Origin of the sequence: Kineococcus terrestris, assembly GCF_041020755.1 — a bacterium.
Lineage (GTDB): Bacteria > Actinomycetota > Actinomycetes > Actinomycetales > Kineococcaceae > Kineococcus > Kineococcus terrestris.
Genome location: NZ_JBEUEI010000035.1, coordinates 1 through 14,746, shown reverse-complemented (window position 1 = coordinate 14,746; position 14,746 = coordinate 1). Strand labels below are relative to the sequence as shown.

Genomic DNA, 14,746 nt, shown 5'->3' with positions numbered 1-14,746 from the left:
CGGGAGCGTGTGCACGGTGCTGGTGTCGGAGCAGGTGTCGGAGCGCTCCCCGGGACGGTCGCCGGGGCTGGGGCCGGTGTCCGGGCCGGCGCCGGTCCGTCGCCGCGGGAGCCCCCTGGTCGTCGCCCACCGCGGCGCGAGCGCGACCGCGCCGGAGAACACGCTGGCGGCGTTCGAGTCGGCCCTGTGGGCGGGCGCGGACCTGCTGGAGCTGGACGTGCAGCTGACGGCGGACGGCGTCCCCGTGGTGCTGCACGACGCGACGCTGGACCGCACCACCGACGGCTCCGGCGCCGTGGCCGACACGCCGTGGCACCGGCTGGAGCGCCTGGACGCGGGCGGCTGGTTCTCCCCGGCGTTCGCCGGGCAGCGCGTGCCGTCGCTGGGGCGGGTGGCGCAGCTGCTGGCCCGCCACCCCGGCCGCGGCCTGCTCGTGGAGTTCAAGGGCGACTGGACCGCCGAGCAGGCGGGCGTCGCGGTGGCGGTCCTGCGCCGGACCGGGGTGGCGCAGCGCTGCGTGCTGCAGAGCTTCTCCCTGGCGACGGTGCGGGCCCTGGCGCTCGCCGCCCCCGACCTGCCGCGCGCGGTGCTCGTGCTGCGCCCTGGCGAGCCGCTGCCGCTGGCGTCGTTCCTGGCGGCGCTGGACGACCCCGAGCGCGACCTGCAGGCCGCGCTGGGCACCGACCCGGCCGAGGTGGCGGCCGCGGCGCGGGAACTGGCGGCGAGCACGGGGGCCGTGGCGTGCAACCCGCACGCGGCGGCCGTCGTCGCCTGCCCGGAGGTCCCGGCGCTGCACCGGGCCGCCGGGCTGGGCACGTGGGTGTGGACGGTGAACGAGCCGGCCCTGTGGCGGGTCCTGGTGCGCGCGGGCGTGGACGGCATCATCACCGACGACCCGGGCCGGCTGCGCGGCTGGCTGGACGCCCGCGAGGAGCGCTCCACGCAGGACCTGCCGCCGGACGAGCGCGCGGACCTGCTGCGCCTGGCGGTCGCCCGCCGCCGGCGCACGCGCGACCCCGTTCCCGCCTGACCCCCGGACGGGGGAGTTCCGGGACGGGTCGGTTCGGGCCGTTGACACCCGGTGACGGCGGTCCTAGGTTCCGGGCGTCCCGGTCGCCGTCCGGCGGCGGGACGGGCAACGAGGCCTCACCGACGGGAGAAACCCCCACATGCGGTCGAACTCCGCACGTCAGCCTGCTCGCACCCGAACCCTCACCGCCGCCGCGGCGGTCTGCCTGCTCGCCGCCACCGGCGCCGGCGCCGCCAGCGCCGCCCCCGACCACGACCGCCGCGGCGGTCACCACGGCGGTCACCGCGCCGGCGTGTCCGCCGAGGCGTGGGGCACCACCCCCGACGGCACGCCCGTCGAGCGCTGGACCCTCGTCAACGGCGGCATGACCGTGCGCGTGCTCACCTACGGCGGCATCGTCCAGAGCCTGGAGGTGCCGGACGCCCGCGGCGAGGTGGAGAACGTCGTCCTCGGTTTCGACGACCTCGAGGGCTACGTCACCTCCAACAACCCCGGCCCCTACTTCGGTGCCGTCATCGGCCGCTACGGCAACCGCATCGCCGGCGGCACGTTCACCCTCGACGGCGTGCAGCACCAGCTGCCGCTGAACGACGGGCCGAACACCCTGCACGGCGGGACCGACTCCTTCGACAAGCGCGTGTGGCGCGCCACGCCGCTGCCCGGTCGCGCCCAGGTGGGCCTGCGGCTGGAGCTGACCAGCCCCGACGGCGACCAGGGGTTCCCGGGCGAGCTGCAGGCGGCCGTCACCTACTCCCTCGACCGCCACCAGCAGCTGCGGGTGGACTACGAGGCGACCACCGACGCGCCCACCGTCGTGAACCTCACCCAGCACACGTACTGGAACCTCGCCGGGGAGGACTCCGGCACGATCTACGACCACGAGCTGACCATCGACGCCGACGCGTACACGCCGGTCGACGACACCCTCATCCCGACCGGGGAGATCGCCCCCGTGGCCGGGACCCCGATGGACTTCCGCCGCGCCACGCCCGTCGGCGAGCGGATCCGCCAGCCGTTCGAGCAGATCCTGCGCGGGCAGGGCTACGACCACAACTGGGTCCTCGACCGCGACAGCGAGGACGGTCTGGAGGACGCGGCGGAACTGCGCGACCCGGACAGCGGGCGCACGCTGCGGATCGCCACGACGGAACCGGGTCTGCAGTTCTACTCGGGCAACTTCCTCGACGGCACCCTGGTGGGCACCGGGGGTTCCGTCTACCGGCAGGGCGACGGGCTGGCGCTGGAGACGCAGCACTTCCCCGACTCCCCGAACCAGGAGCAGTTCCCCTCCACGGTGCTGCGCCCGGGCGAGACGTACGAGTCCACGACGGTGTTCTCGCTCTCCGACTGACCCGCGCCCCTCGCCGTGATCGCGGACGGGTGGACGCCCACCCGTCCGTGATCACGGCGGGGGAGGGGCGACCGGGGGTCCCGCGCGAACCCCGACAGCAGGTGTCGGGGTCCGCGGCCACCGTGGGGGTGTGGACACCGACCAGCACCCCGACCAGCGCCCCAGCGCCCCTCCCGACCTGCGCGGCCGCGTCGCCCTCGTCGCCGGCGGCACGCGCGGGGCCAGCCGCGCCGTCGCCGTCGAGCTCGGCCGCGCCGGCGCGCACGTGCTCGTCACCGGCCGCAGCAGCGGCGGCCACCGCTCGGAGGTGGGGCGGCCGGAGACGGTCGAGCAGACCGCCGACCTCGTGCGCGCCGCCGGCGGCACCGCGACCGCCCTGCGCGTGGACCACCTCGACCCCGGCCAGGTCGCCGCGCTGGCGGCGCGGGTCGAGGACGAGCACGGCCGCCTCGACGTCCTCGTCGACGGCGTGTGGGGCGGCGACGGGCACCTGGACTGGGGGAAACCGGTCTGGGAGCACGACCTCGCCGCCAGCCTGCGGATGGTGCGCCTGGGCGTGGACAGCCACGTCGTCACCGCCCACCACCTGCTGCCGCTGCTGCTGCCCACCGGTCGTCCCGACCGGCTCGACAGGCCCGGCCGCGGGCTCGTCGTCCTGCTCACCGACGGGACCGCCGAGCACAACAGCCGCTACCGCGAGGGCACCACCCTGGCCTTCCACGTGGCCAAGGCCGCCGCCCACCCGCTGGCGACCGCGCTGGCCGCGGAACTGGCCCCGCACGGCGTGACGGCGCTCGCCCTGACGCCCGGCTGGCTGCGCTCGGAGGCGATGCTGGACACCTTCGGCGTCACGGAGGAGACCTGGCGCGACGCCCTCGCGGCCGAACCGCACTTCGCGATCTCGGAGACGCCGACGTTCGTCGGGCGGACGGTCGCCGCCCTGGCCGCCGACCCCGGCCACGCCCGGTTCGCGGGGCGCACCACGTCCAGCGGGGAGCTGGCGCGGGTCTACGGGGTCGACGACGTGGACGGCAGCCGTCCCGACGGGTGGCGGTACGTGGCGGAGGTGATGGGGACCGGGCGGCCCGCGGACACGACGGGGTACCGCTGAGGCGTTCGTCAGGACGTGTGGCGCGCGGCCATCGCGCGGGCGGTCGCCGCGAACGCCGCCCGCGCCGCCGGCGGTTCCAGCACCTCCACCTCGGTCCCCAGCGGCAGGAGCTGACCGGCCGCGACCCCGGGGTCCTCCAGGTGCAGGAGGACCTCCGTCCACCCGTCGGCGGCGGGTGCGCCCGCCCCTGCGAGCGCCTCGGCCACCGCGCCCGGGTCGAGGACGCGGGGCAGCGCGCGCAGCCCCCGCGGGCTCAGCCGCACCCGCACGAGCACGCGCCGCAGGGAGCGCTCGAACGCCGCGGAGGACGCGGCCCACCACGCCGCCAGGTCGAACTCCGCCGGGCGCTCGGCCGCTCCCGCGTCGGCGACCGACCGCACCCGCGAGACCCGGTAGGTGCGCACGCGCCCGCCGTCCCCGGCGGCCACGAGGTACCAGGCGCCGGCCTTGAGGACGAGGCCCAGCGGGTCCAGGCGGCGCTCGACGTCGCCGTCGTCGCGCGCGTAGGTCAGGGCGACCCGCCGGTCGGTGAGGACGGCGTGCGCGAGCGCCGGCAGGTGGGCGTTCCCGGGGTTCTCGTCGGGCCGCGCGAACCAGCCGGGGGCGTCCAGGTGGAAGCGCCGCGCCACCCGCAGGGCCTCCTCGCCCAGCGCGGCCGGCAGCGTGGCGGACAGCTTGGCGTGGGCCGCGGTGACCGCCCCGCCCAGCCCGAGGTCGGCCAGGGCCCGCGGCGGGCTCATCGCCAGCAGCGCCACGGCCTCCCGCTCGGTCAGGCCGTCCAGCCGCGAGCGCCAGCCGTCCACGAGCCGGACCCCGCCGTACCGGCCGGGTTCCGTCCACACCGGCACACCCGCCTCGCGCAGGGCGGCCACGTCGCGCGCGGCGGTGCGCTCGGAGACCCCCAGCTCGGCGGCGAGCTCACCGGTGGTGGCGCGCCGGCGCCGCTGCAGGACGAACAGCAGCGCGACGAGCCGCTCGGCCCGGCCGCGGGCGGGGGCGCCGTCGACCACGTGGGGAGCCTAGGGCGGGCGACGGACGGTGGAGGTCCGCACCGCAGCTCCACCTCGTGCCGCCCGCCTCACGGGACGGCGGGCCAGTCGCTCGTGAGGTACGCCTCGACCGCCCGGTGCCGGAACGAGTAGGGCCTTCCCCGGCTGACGACGCCGCGCACGGTGTCGAGGCGCTGGGACGTGGGTCCGGCTGCCGCCGCCGACGTGAAACCGGCCGTGGCGGCGATGCGGGTGAGCGTCCGGTCCGCCGGAGGGAGCCGGGCCATCGCTTCGAGGAACTCGCGCTCGCGCTGCGGCAGTCGGCCGAGGATCCGCTCGACGTGGGCGGACGCCTCGCGCTGCGCCGTCCGCCACCCCGCCTCGACCTGGGCGGCGGTGATGGTGACGTCCTCGCCGGCGTACCAGGCTTGCTGCCCGGCGAGCTGGAACAGGAAGGGTTCCCCGCGGCACAGGTCGACGAGCAGAGCGACGGCGTCCTGGGTCATGTGGACGGTGGCCAGGCCACCCCGGTCGTCCGCCACCTCCCACCCGGGAGACACGAACACCTGCAGCGCCGCGGTCAGGTCGTCGTCGTCGATCGCCTCGAGGACGGTCGTGGCGAAGCGGCGGGCGAACGTCGCGCCCTTGCGCGCCCCGGCCCGGTCCTCGAACTCCGGCAGTCCGGTCAGGTAGACCGCGACGGGCAGGGACCGCTCGAACCGCACCCCTCCCGGCCCGTCGACGACCGTGCGGTGCGTGAGGGCGTCGCCGAGCGCGATGAGGAGCTGCGAGAGGGCTCGCTCGTCGGTGATGTTCTGGACCTCGTCGACGTGCAGGAGGCACACCACGCCCCGCTGCACGGCAGCACGGCCGATCTCGACGAGCAGTTCGCTGAGCACCAGGTGCGGATCCGCCCCGTCGCCCGCTCGCAGGCTCAGGGAGACACCGCTCACCGCGACCGCTTCGACGCGGCTCAGCAGCTCCTGGAGCCGCCGTTCCCGGCGAGGGGGCAACCCGGCGACGTGGGCGAGGTCCAGCAGGGCCCCGGCGACGAGCTTCAGCGGGTCGGACCCGAGCGGCACCCTGATCTGCGGAGTGGTCCAGTCACCCGCTCCGGCCGCCTCCGAGGCGATCTTGCGCACGAGGGCGGACTTGCCCAGGCCCGGCTCGCCGAGGACGGTCCGGCCGCGTTCCGGCAGGCCGCTCACCAGACGGGGACGGAGGACGCTGCGCCAGTCGTCCAGCTGCCTCGTCCGGCCTGCCCACACCTGCGGCACGATGTCCGACCCCGGGTTGAACGGGTTGTTGATCGCAGAACGCGCGATGATAAACTTATCAAACCCCGGGAGCCGTGCAGCGGCGCGTCGGTGCTCCTGACCGCCGGCATCGCTGGACGGGCGCAGGACGCGTCGCTGGACGACGCCCCGAGTCGCTGAGCTGGATCTCGCCGGGCCGGGTGCACCGCGCGACGACCACGTGCGAGCACCTGGCGGTGGTCCCACCGGGCTGCCACCGTGGCGGGGTGACGGACGCGCGGGGCGGTTCGGCCGTGGACCGCGGGTGGGCGTGGGACCCGACGCTGTACGCCGGGAGCGCCGCCCACTACGCCGCCGGCCGGGTGCCGTACCCGCCGCAGGTGGTGACCGCGCTGGTCGGGGCGCTGGGGCTGGACGGCACGGGGACGCTGCTGGACGTGGGGTGCGGTCCCGGGTCGCTGACGCTGCTCCTGGCTCCGCACGTCGCCCGGGCCATCGGGGTGGACGCCGACGCCGGCATGCTCGCCGAGGCCGCGCGCCTGGCCCGCCGCGGGCGCGTCGAGAACGCCGAGTGGGTCCGGCTGCGCGCGGAGGACCTGCCGGCCGGCCTGCCGCCGGTGGACGTGGTGACCTTCGCGCAGTCGTTCCACTGGACGGACCGCCCGCGGGTGGCCGCCGCGGTGCGCGGTCTCCTGGTGCCGGGCGGGGCGCTGGTGCACGTGCACGCCACCACCCACCGGGGTCTGGACGCCTCGGAGGACGCGGGCCCGCCGCTGCCCCACCCCCGCCCGCCGTGGCCGGCCGTGACCGAGCTGGTGCGCCGCTACCTGGGACCGCGCCCGCGCGCCGGCCGGTCGGTGCTGCCGGAGACCGCGGGCGGTGACGAGGACGCCGTCTACCGCGCCGCCGGGTTCACCGGTCCGCAGCGCCTGAGCGTGCCGGGCCCCGTGGTCGTGCGCAGCGGCGAGCAGGTCCTCGCCGCGGTCCACTCCCTGTCCGGCGCGGCGCCCCACCTGTTCGGCGACCGGCTGGACGCCTTCGACGCGGACCTGCGCGGCCTGCTGGCGGGCGCCGGCGACGGGGGCCGCTTCAGCGAGCGGCTGCGCGACGTCGTCCTGGACGTCTGGCGCTGACCGCGGCGGTCGGCGACCGGGGCCACCGGTGCGGCGGGGGACGTCGCCCGCCGCCGCACCGGTGGCGTCAGCGGGCGACGACCTCCTCGAGCGTCGCGCGCGCCCCCCGCTCGTGCAGGGAGCGCAGGACCCTCGTGTACTCGGCGACGAACCGCTCGTCGTCCACGAGGTCGCCGAACAGGCTGCGGTCGGCGATGAAGGCGGTGGGGTCCTCCCGGTTGCGCCGCGCGGTGGCCACGAGGCGCTCGGCGAGGCGGTCGGAGACCTCGATGGGCTGCCCCTGCTCGTCGACGCCCTCGGCGTAGCGGGCCCAGCTGGCCACGACGGCGGCGGCGCGGTGGAACTCCCCGCCCGTGGCCAGCTGGTGGCGCACCACGGGCAGCAGCCACTTGGGGATGCGGTCGGAGCTCTCGTTGCACAGCCGGGCGACGGTGTCGCGCACCTCGCCGTTGGAGAAGCGGTGCACCAGCTCGCGGCGGTAGGCGTCCAGGTCGATCCCGGGCACCGGCGGCAGGGTGGGGGAGCCCTCGCGCTCCATGTAGTCCAGCAGGAACCGCGCGAACAGCGGGTCCTGCGCGACCTCGTGCACCAGCCGGTACCCGGCCAGGTAGCCGAAGTAGCACAGGGCCTGGTGGCTGGCGTTGAGCAGCCGCAGCTTCATCAGCTCGTACGGCTCGACGTCCTCGACGACCTGCACGCCGGCGTCCTCCAGCGGCGGGCGGCCGGCGACGAAGTCGTCCTCCAGCACCCACTGCACGAACGGCTCGCACACGACCGGCCAGGCGTCCTCGACGCCGAAGCGCTCGCGCACCTCGGCGCGGTCCTCCTCGGTCGTCCCCGGGGTGATCCGGTCGACCATGGAGTTGGGGAAGGTGACGTGCTCGTCGATCCAGGCGCCCAGTTCGGGGTCCTTGGCCGTGGCGAAGGCGACGAACACCTTGTGCGCGTTGTGCCCGTTGCCCTGGATGTTGTCGCACGACATCACCGTGAACGGCCCGTGGCCGCGGTCGCGGCGCCGGCGCAGGGCCTCGGTGACCAGACCGAACGTCGTCGTCGGCACGGCGCCGTCGGCGAGGTCGGCGGCCACCGCGGGGGTGTCGAGCAGGAACTCGCCGGTCACGGCGTCGACGTTGTAGCCGCCCTCGGTGACCGTGAGGGACACCACGCGGATCCGCGGGTCGGCCATGGCCTCCACCGCGGCGTCCGGGTCGTCGGGGGCCAGCAGCACGTCCAAGACCGAGCCGACCACGCGCGGCTCGCGGCCGCCGTCGGGGTCCTTCAGCACCAGCGTGTACAGCCCGCCCTGGGAGTTCATGGCGTCCCGGATGCGCGCGTCGTGCGGCAGGACGCCGATCCCGCGGATCGCCCAGTCGTGCGCCTGCCCCTGCTCCATCAGCCGGTCCAGGTACATCGCCTGGTGGGCGCGGTGGAAGCCGCCCACCCCGAGGTGCACGATCCCCGGCGTCAGCGCCGAGCGGTCGTAGGTGGGCACGGGCACCCGGCGGCCCACCTCGGCCAGCGTGGCGGGCGAGAGCGGGACGGCGGCGGTCGTGGAGGTCACAGCGGTGCTCCGGGGGTGCGGGGGGACGCCGGGCCGGTCACTTGACCGCGCCCATCGACAGGCCCTGGACCAGCTTGTCCTGGGCGGCGAAGCCGGCGACCAGCACGGGCAGCGAGATGACGGTGGCCGCGGCGCACAGCTGGGCCAGGAACAGGCCCTGGCTGGTGACGAACCCGGTGAGGAACACCGGGGACGTCTGCGCGACGACCGCCGTCAGGGTGCGGGCCAGCAGCAGCTCGTTCCAGCTGAAGATGAAGCAGATGAGCGCGGTGGCCGCGATGCCGGGCACGGCGACGGGGGCGACGACCGAGCGCAGCGTGCGGATCAGGCCGGCGCCGTCGATGGAGGCGGCCTCCAGCATCTCCACCGGCACCTCGGCCAGGAAGGAGCGCATCATCCACACCGCGATCGGCAGGTTCATCGCCGTGTACAGCAGGGCCAGGTAGGTGACGTTGTCCAGCAGCCCGGCGTAGCGGGCGAACAGGTACAGCGGCAGGACGGCCGCCACGACGGGCATGAACTTCGTCGACAGGAAGAAGAACATGACGTCGCTCCAGCGCTTGACCGGCCGGATCGACAGCGCGTACGCGGCGGGGATCGCCAGGCACAGCACGATGATCGTCGACACGACGGACGCCGACAGCGAGTTGATCAGCGGCGGCCACGGGCCGGCGGCGAAGAAGCTGCGGTAGCCGTCCAGGGTGAGGGCGGCGGCCACGGCCGGGGGGTTGGTGGCCGCGTCCGTCTCGGAGTGGAAGGACGTCAGGACCATCCACAGCACGGGCGCGACGAACAGCAGGCCGACGATCCAGGCCAGCAGGCCCCACAGCGGGTTCCCGCGGTTCAGCTCGCGGGCGCGGCGCTCGCGCCGGCTGGTGGGGACGTGCCCGGCGCTGGGCCGGACGGCGGGGGCGGTGCGGGCGGCGGTGCTCATCGGGCGCCCTCCTCCTTGAACATGGTCGAGACGACCCGCAGCGCGAACGTCGCGATGATGATCGTGGCGATGACGACGACGACGCCCATCGCCGAGGCCAGGCCGTACTGACCGGCCTGGAAGAACGTCTGGTAGATCGTGTACGGCAGGTTCGCCGTGCCCAGGGCGCCGGAGGTGATGGTGAACACCGCGTCGAAGTTCTGGACGATGTAGATGGCGCCCAGCAGGCCGCCCAGCTCCAGGTACTGGCGCAGGTGCGGGAAGGTCAGGTAGCGGAAGATCTGCCAGCCGCTGGCGCCGTCCATGCGCGCGGCCTCCTCCGCGTCGGCCGGCTTGGACTGCAGCCCGGCCAGCAGGATGAGCATCATGAACGGCGTCCACTGCCAGATGAGCGCCACCTGGATGGAGATCATCGGGGCGACGGTCAGGTACTCCGGCTGCGGGGGGCTGTCGCTGCCGAAGATCCCCCAGACCCACGTCAGCACGCCGTTGAGCAGGCCGTAGGAGGGGTTGAACAGCGCGTGCTTCCACAGCAGCGCCGCGGCGATCGGCACGACGAGGAACGGGGCGATCATCATGGTGCGCACGGCGCCGCGGCCGAAGAACTTCCGGTCCAGCAGGAGCGCGATGAGCATGCCCAGGACGAGGCTGACGCCGACCACGACCACGGTGAGGACGACGGTGTTCCACACCGACTCGCGCAGCCGGGCGTTGGAGAAGACCTCGACGTAGTTGTCGAACCCGGTGAAGGAGCGGTCGCCGGGGCGCAGCGCGTTCCAGTTGGTGAAGGAGATGACGATCGTGGTGATGAACGGCAGCTGCGTGGCGATGAAGAGGAAGATGAACGCCGGCATCAGCGGTGCGCGGCGGGCCCAGTTCGAGACGCGGCGCGCGCCGCTCTCGGAGGTGGTGGGGGGCGGGGCGACGGCGCTGCCCGCGGCCGACCGGCCGCCGGGGGCGCTCGGGGTGTCGGTGCCCGTGCTCATCGGTCTGCTCCTGCGGGGAGTCGGTGCGGGGAGGGCGGGTGCGGTGCTGGTGCGCCGGTGGTGCGCGGGCCGGGGCCCGGTGCGGCCGACCCGCCCCGCGGGTGCGGGGCGGGCCGGCCGGCGGCTCACTCCTGGTAGACCTGCGTCACCTGCTGCTCGGCGACCTGCTGGCCCTGCGCGAGGGCGTCCTCGACGCTGGTCTGGCCGGCGATGGCCGAGCTGACGAACTGCGAGACCTCGGTGGCCATGGCCGCGAACTCGGGGATCGCGACGAACTGGATGCCGGGGGCCGGGCGCGGCTGCACGCCGGGGTTGTCCGGGTCGGCGGCGAGGATGGCGTCGCGGGTGGCCTCGTAGAACGGGCCGGCCTGCGCCTGGTAGTCGGGGTTCTCGTAGGTGCTGGTGCGCTTGCCGGCCGGCACGCGGGCCCAGCCGAGCTCCTGGCCGACGAGCTCCTCGTAGCCCTGGCTGGACGCCCAGGAGATGAACTCCCACGCGGCGTCCTTGTTCTGCGAGGCCTCCTGCACGCCCCACGCCCAGGTGTACAGCCAGCCGGAGGAGTCGGTCTCGACGACCGGGGCCGGCACGTAGCCGATCTGCCCGGCGACGGGGGAGCCCTCGGCCTCCAGCGACCCGGCGGCCGACGTCGCGTCGTACCACATGGCCACGTTGGACTGGGTCATGTTGTTCAGGCACTCGGTGAAGCCGGCCTGCGGGGCGCCGGCCTCGCCGTGGGTGCGGACGAGGTCGACGTAGAAGTTCGTGGCCTCGGTGAACTCGGGGGAGTCCACCTGGGCGTTCCAGTCCTCGTCGAACCAGGTGCCGCCGAAGGTGTTGACGACGGTGGTCAGCGGGGCGAAGACCTGGCCCCAGCCGGGCTGGCCGCGCAGGCAGATGCCGCGCATGCCGGGGCGGACGTTGTCGACGCGGGCGGCGAGGTCGGCGACCTCCTGCCAGGTCGGGTTCTCCGGCATCGTCAGGCCGGCTTCCTCGAAGACGTCGGTGCGGTACATGAGGAAGGAGGACTCGCCGTAGAACGGCTGCGCGTACACCGAGCCGTCGGCGCCGGTCAGCGAGCTCTCCATGGAGTCCAGGATGTCGTCCTGGTCGAACTCGGTGTCCTCGGCGATGTAGTCGTCCAGCGGGGCCAGCCAGCCGTTCTCCGAGTAGAACGGCACCTCGTAGTTGGAGATCGAGGCGACGTCGTACTGGCCGGCCTGGCTGGAGAACTCCTGCGTGATGCGGTCGCGGACGTCGTTCTCGGGCAGGACGGTGTAGTTGACCGTGATGCCGGTCTCCTCGGTGAACCGCGGGGTCAGCTCCTGCAGGTCCACCATCTGCGGGTTGTTCACCATGATGACGTTGACGCTCTGGCCGCCGCCGTCCTCGCCGCCGCCCGCACCGCCGCCGCCGCCTCCGCCACCGCCTCCCGCGCCCGAGCAGCTCGTCAGCAGCAGGGCGCCGCTGAGGGCCCCCGCGAGCGCGACCCGTCGCGTACGGCGTCCGGCCATCGTCCCCTCCAGTGTCCTCGTCGACAGTCCAGGACCGAGTCTGCCGCTCATGTGAGCGGGGTAGTCTCAGTTGTGCGATAGTGACCGCTGACACAGCGGTGTGTCAACTGCTCCCGCGCACGGCGGGACGTCGACCGGGGAGGGACCATGGCGAAGGCGCCGGCTCGTGCGCGCACCACCGACAGCGGCCTGGCCCTGGCCGCCGTCGCCGCGCAGCGCTTCCACGTCGAGGGGCGCACCAAGGTCGACATCGCCCGCGAGCTGGGCGTCAGCCGGTTCAAGGTCGCCCGGCTCCTCGACGACGCGCAGGCGGCCGGCCTCGTCCACATCCGGGTGACCGTCCCCTCCTCGCTGGACGCCGAGCTGGCCGAGGGGCTGCGCGCCCGCTTCGGGGTCCGCGCCGCCTACGTCCTGCTGCCCGAGGAGGACACCGTCCTGGGTCAGCGGCGCACCATCGCCCGCTTCACCGCCGGGCTGCTGGAGGAGGTCGTCGTCCCCGAGGACGTCGTCGGCCTGGCGTGGGGGCGGGCGATCTCCGTCCTGGCGGCCGCCGTGCGCAGCCCGCTGCGCTGCCGGTTCGTGCAGCTGTCCGGCGCGCTGCCGCGCCCCGACGTGGAGGACAGCGCGGTGGACCTCGTGCGCCGCACCGCCGAGGCCACCGCCTCCACCGCGGCGACGTTCTACGCGCCCCTGGCCGTGCCCGACGCCGCGGCCGCCGAGGGCCTGCGCGCGCAGTCGGGGATCGCCGAGGCGCTCGCCGAGCACGAGCGCATGACGCGCGCGGTCGTCTCCATCGGCGCCTGGCTGCCGGGGGAGTCCACGGCCCTGGACTCCCTGCAGGCGATGGACCCCGCCCTGGTGGGCGAGCTGACCGCCGCCGGCGCGGTCGCGGAGATCACCGGGGTGCTGTTCGGGGCCGACGGGCGCGAGGTGCCGGGGCTGGCCGACCGCGTCGTCGGCGTCACCGGCGAGCAGCTGCGCCGCACCCCCGAGGTGCTGGCGATGGCCACCGGCGACGCCGGCGTGCGCGCGGAGGCCACCGCGGCCGTGCTGCGCAGCGGGGTGGTCTCCACCGTCGTGACCCACGCGGCCCTGGCCCGCGCGGTCCTCGCCCTGCCCTGACCCCTCCACCCCCGCCGTGATCATGGATGCGTGAAAGCTCGCCCGTCCATGATCACGGCAGGGAAGGAGGGGGCGGTCAGAAGCCGACGACCTCGTGCGGCTCGTAGGGGGCCTCCAGCTCGGCGACCTCCTCGTCGGTCAGCTCCAGCTCCAGGGCCGCCACGGCGTCCTCGAGGTGGTGCGGCTTCGTGGCGCCCACGATCGGCGCCGTCACCACGGGGTTGCGCGCCACCCACGCCAGGGCGACCTGCGCGCGCGGCACCCCGCGGCGCTCGGCCACGCGGGCGACGGCCGCCACCACGTCGGCGTCGGAGTCCCGGTACAGCGTCTTGCCGAACTCGTCGGTCTCCGAGCGGTTCGTCGTGGCGTCCCAGTCGCGCGTCAGCTTGCCGCGCGCCAGGGGGCTCCACGGGATGACGCCGATGCCCGCGTCGGCGCACAGCGGCAGCACCTCCCGCTCCTCCTCGCGGTACAGGAGGTTGTAGTGGTCCTGCATCGTGACGAACCGGGTCCAGCCGTTGAGCTCCTGCAGGTGCAGCGCCTTGGCGAACTGCCACGCCCACATCGAGGAGGCGCCGAGGTAGCGCACCTTGCCGGCCTGCACGACGTCGTGCAGCGCCTGCAGCGTCTCCTCCACCGGCGTCGCGGGGTCCCAGCGGTGGATCTGGTAGAGGTCGATGTAGTCGGTGCCCAGCCGGCGCAGGCTGGCGTCCACCTCCGTCAGGACCGCGTGCCGCGACAGCCCGGCGCCGTTGGGGCCCGGGCGCATCCGGCCGTGGACCTTCGTCGCGATGACGACCTCCTCGCGGCGGACCCGGTTCAGCAGGACCTTCCCGACGATCTCCTCGCTGGAGCCGTTCGAGTAGACGTTCGCGGTGTCGAAGAAGGTGACGCCCAGGTCCAGGGCGCGCTCCAGGAAGGGGCGGCTCTCGTCCTCGGGCAGCGTCCACGGGTGCCCGCCGCGGTCCGGCTCGCCGTAGCTCATGCAGCCCAGGCACAGGCGGGAGACCTCGAGACCGGTCGAGCCCAGCTTCACGTAGTCCATGCCGCGATCGTGGTGCTGCGGGCCGTACGCCGCCAGCGAACGACGGGATTGAGCCTGACCGGCTCACGTTGTACGAGCTGGTGGCGCTCACCCCGAGCGCCGGGAGTCCAGGAGGACACCGTGAACAGCCTCTCCCTCGCCCGCCAGTTCGACCAGCAGTTCGACGCGCTCGTGCGCTCGGCCTTCGTCGCGCCGGTGCGGACCGTCGCCCGCTCCACCTCCGGGTTCACCCCCGCCGTCGAGGTGGACCGCGACGGCGACGACGCGCTCGTGCGCGTCGAGCTGCCCGGCCTGGCCGCCGACGACGTGGCGGTCGAGCTGGACGGCGACCGCCTCGTCGTCTCCGGCGAGCGCCGCGACGCCCGCGAGAGCTCCGAGGGTGCCGCGGGCACCGTGCGCCGCAGCGAGTTCCGCTACGGCAGCTTCCGCCGCGTCCTGACCCTGCCCACCACGGTGGGCCCGGAGGCGGTCAGCGCGACGTACGACGCGGGGGTGCTGACCGTCCGCGTCGCCGGCGTGCACGCCGCGGCCCGCCCGCAGCGCATCGCCGTGACGGCCGCCCCCGCCGCCCCGGCCGCCGACGAGCAGCCCGCCGAGGAGCAGCCCGCCGGCGAGTGACCCCACCCCGGGGGGGGGGGGGGGGGGGGGGGGGGGGGGGGGGGGGGGGGGGGGGGGGGGGGGGGGGGGGGGGGGGGGGGGGGGGGGGGGGGGGGGGGG

13 protein-coding genes are annotated in these 14,746 nt (G+C 75.0%); 6 read left to right on the top strand and 7 right to left on the bottom strand.

Annotated elements, in window-relative coordinates; translation table 11 throughout:
* The first annotated feature begins 16 nt into the window (after positions 1-16).
* The 3 genes from AB8M62_RS17055 to AB8M62_RS17045 all read left to right on the top strand — a co-directional run bounded on the left by AB8M62_RS17055 (position 17) and on the right by AB8M62_RS17045 (position 3,492).
* On the top strand, positions 17-1,030 hold the full coding sequence (locus tag AB8M62_RS17055; RefSeq protein ID WP_369070316.1) for a glycerophosphodiester phosphodiesterase: 1,014 nt from the start codon (positions 17-19) through the stop codon (positions 1,028-1,030).
* Between the two features lie 139 nt (positions 1,031-1,169).
* Positions 1,170-2,381: an aldose epimerase family protein gene (locus AB8M62_RS17050; protein ID WP_369070315.1), complete on the top strand. Its 1,212-nt coding sequence runs from the start codon at positions 1,170-1,172 to the stop codon at positions 2,379-2,381.
* Between the two features lie 130 nt (positions 2,382-2,511).
* Positions 2,512-3,492 carry an SDR family oxidoreductase gene (locus AB8M62_RS17045; RefSeq protein ID WP_369070314.1) on the top strand — a complete coding sequence of 327 codons (981 nt, stop codon included), beginning with the start codon at positions 2,512-2,514 and terminating at the stop codon, positions 3,490-3,492.
* Positions 3,493-3,500: 8 nt separating this feature from the next.
* Here AB8M62_RS17045 and AB8M62_RS17040 read toward each other — a convergent pair whose 3' ends face one another.
* The gene (locus AB8M62_RS17040; RefSeq protein ID WP_369070313.1) at positions 3,501-4,502 is read right to left on the bottom strand and encodes a helix-turn-helix transcriptional regulator; all 1,002 of its coding nucleotides are present in this window, start codon (positions 4,500-4,502) and stop codon (positions 3,501-3,503) included.
* 68 nt (positions 4,503-4,570) lie between these two features.
* The gene (locus AB8M62_RS17035; protein ID WP_369070352.1) at positions 4,571-5,806 is read right to left on the bottom strand and encodes a P-loop NTPase family protein; all 1,236 of its coding nucleotides are present in this window, start codon (positions 5,804-5,806) and stop codon (positions 4,571-4,573) included.
* Positions 5,807-6,003: 197 nt separating this feature from the next.
* Here AB8M62_RS17035 and AB8M62_RS17030 point away from each other — a divergent pair, with 197 nt between their 5' ends.
* Entirely contained in the window at positions 6,004-6,870 is an 867-nt protein-coding gene (locus AB8M62_RS17030) for a class I SAM-dependent methyltransferase (protein WP_369070312.1), read from the top strand.
* 67 nt (positions 6,871-6,937) lie between these two features.
* Here AB8M62_RS17030 and AB8M62_RS17025 read toward each other — a convergent pair whose 3' ends face one another.
* The 4 genes from AB8M62_RS17025 to AB8M62_RS17010 form a co-directional block, all read right to left on the bottom strand.
* The gene (locus tag AB8M62_RS17025) at positions 6,938-8,431 is read right to left on the bottom strand and encodes a mannitol dehydrogenase family protein (RefSeq protein WP_369056135.1); all 1,494 of its coding nucleotides are present in this window, start codon (positions 8,429-8,431) and stop codon (positions 6,938-6,940) included.
* Between the two features lie 37 nt (positions 8,432-8,468).
* On the bottom strand, positions 8,469-9,365 hold the full coding sequence (locus AB8M62_RS17020) for a carbohydrate ABC transporter permease (RefSeq protein WP_369070311.1): 897 nt from the start codon (positions 9,363-9,365) through the stop codon (positions 8,469-8,471).
* Positions 9,362-10,351 carry a carbohydrate ABC transporter permease gene (locus tag AB8M62_RS17015; protein ID WP_373694983.1) on the bottom strand — a complete coding sequence of 330 codons (990 nt, stop codon included), beginning with the start codon at positions 10,349-10,351 and terminating at the stop codon, positions 9,362-9,364. The genes AB8M62_RS17020 and AB8M62_RS17015 overlap by 4 nt, the downstream gene beginning before the upstream one ends.
* 125 nt (positions 10,352-10,476) lie before the next feature.
* Entirely contained in the window at positions 10,477-11,862 is a 1,386-nt protein-coding gene (locus tag AB8M62_RS17010) for an ABC transporter substrate-binding protein (RefSeq protein WP_369070310.1), read from the bottom strand.
* A 147-nt stretch (positions 11,863-12,009) separates the two neighbouring features.
* Between AB8M62_RS17010 and AB8M62_RS17005 the strand changes: the two genes are divergently transcribed.
* Positions 12,010-12,984: a sugar-binding transcriptional regulator gene (locus tag AB8M62_RS17005; RefSeq protein WP_369056132.1), complete on the top strand. Its 975-nt coding sequence runs from the start codon at positions 12,010-12,012 to the stop codon at positions 12,982-12,984.
* A 76-nt stretch (positions 12,985-13,060) separates the two neighbouring features.
* Here the strand turns inward: AB8M62_RS17005 and AB8M62_RS17000 are convergent, their stop codons facing one another.
* Positions 13,061-14,029 carry an aldo/keto reductase gene (locus AB8M62_RS17000; protein WP_369056131.1) on the bottom strand — a complete coding sequence of 323 codons (969 nt, stop codon included), beginning with the start codon at positions 14,027-14,029 and terminating at the stop codon, positions 13,061-13,063.
* 120 nt (positions 14,030-14,149) lie between these two features.
* Between AB8M62_RS17000 and AB8M62_RS16995 the strand changes: the two genes are divergently transcribed.
* Positions 14,150-14,647: an Hsp20/alpha crystallin family protein gene (locus tag AB8M62_RS16995; protein ID WP_369070309.1), complete on the top strand. Its 498-nt coding sequence runs from the start codon at positions 14,150-14,152 to the stop codon at positions 14,645-14,647.
* Positions 14,648-14,746: the final 99 nt, after the last annotated feature.

What these genes read in the sequence shown, in the direction of transcription:
- AB8M62_RS17005 (WP_369056132.1), top strand. Translation starts at nt 12,010, where the DNA reads ATGGCGAAGGCGCCGGCTCGTGCGCGCACCACCGACAGCGGCCTGGCC.
- AB8M62_RS17050 (WP_369070315.1), top strand. Translation starts at nt 1,170, where the DNA reads ATGCGGTCGAACTCCGCACGTCAGCCTGCTCGCACCCGAACCCTCACC.
- AB8M62_RS17015 (WP_373694983.1), bottom strand. Translation starts at nt 10,351, where the DNA reads ATGAGCACGGGCACCGACACCCCGAGCGCCCCCGGCGGCCGGTCGGCC.
- AB8M62_RS17020 (WP_369070311.1), bottom strand. Translation starts at nt 9,365, where the DNA reads ATGAGCACCGCCGCCCGCACCGCCCCCGCCGTCCGGCCCAGCGCCGGG.
- AB8M62_RS17000 (WP_369056131.1), bottom strand. Translation starts at nt 14,029, where the DNA reads ATGGACTACGTGAAGCTGGGCTCGACCGGTCTCGAGGTCTCCCGCCTG.
- AB8M62_RS17010 (WP_369070310.1), bottom strand. Translation starts at nt 11,862, where the DNA reads ATGGCCGGACGCCGTACGCGACGGGTCGCGCTCGCGGGGGCCCTCAGC.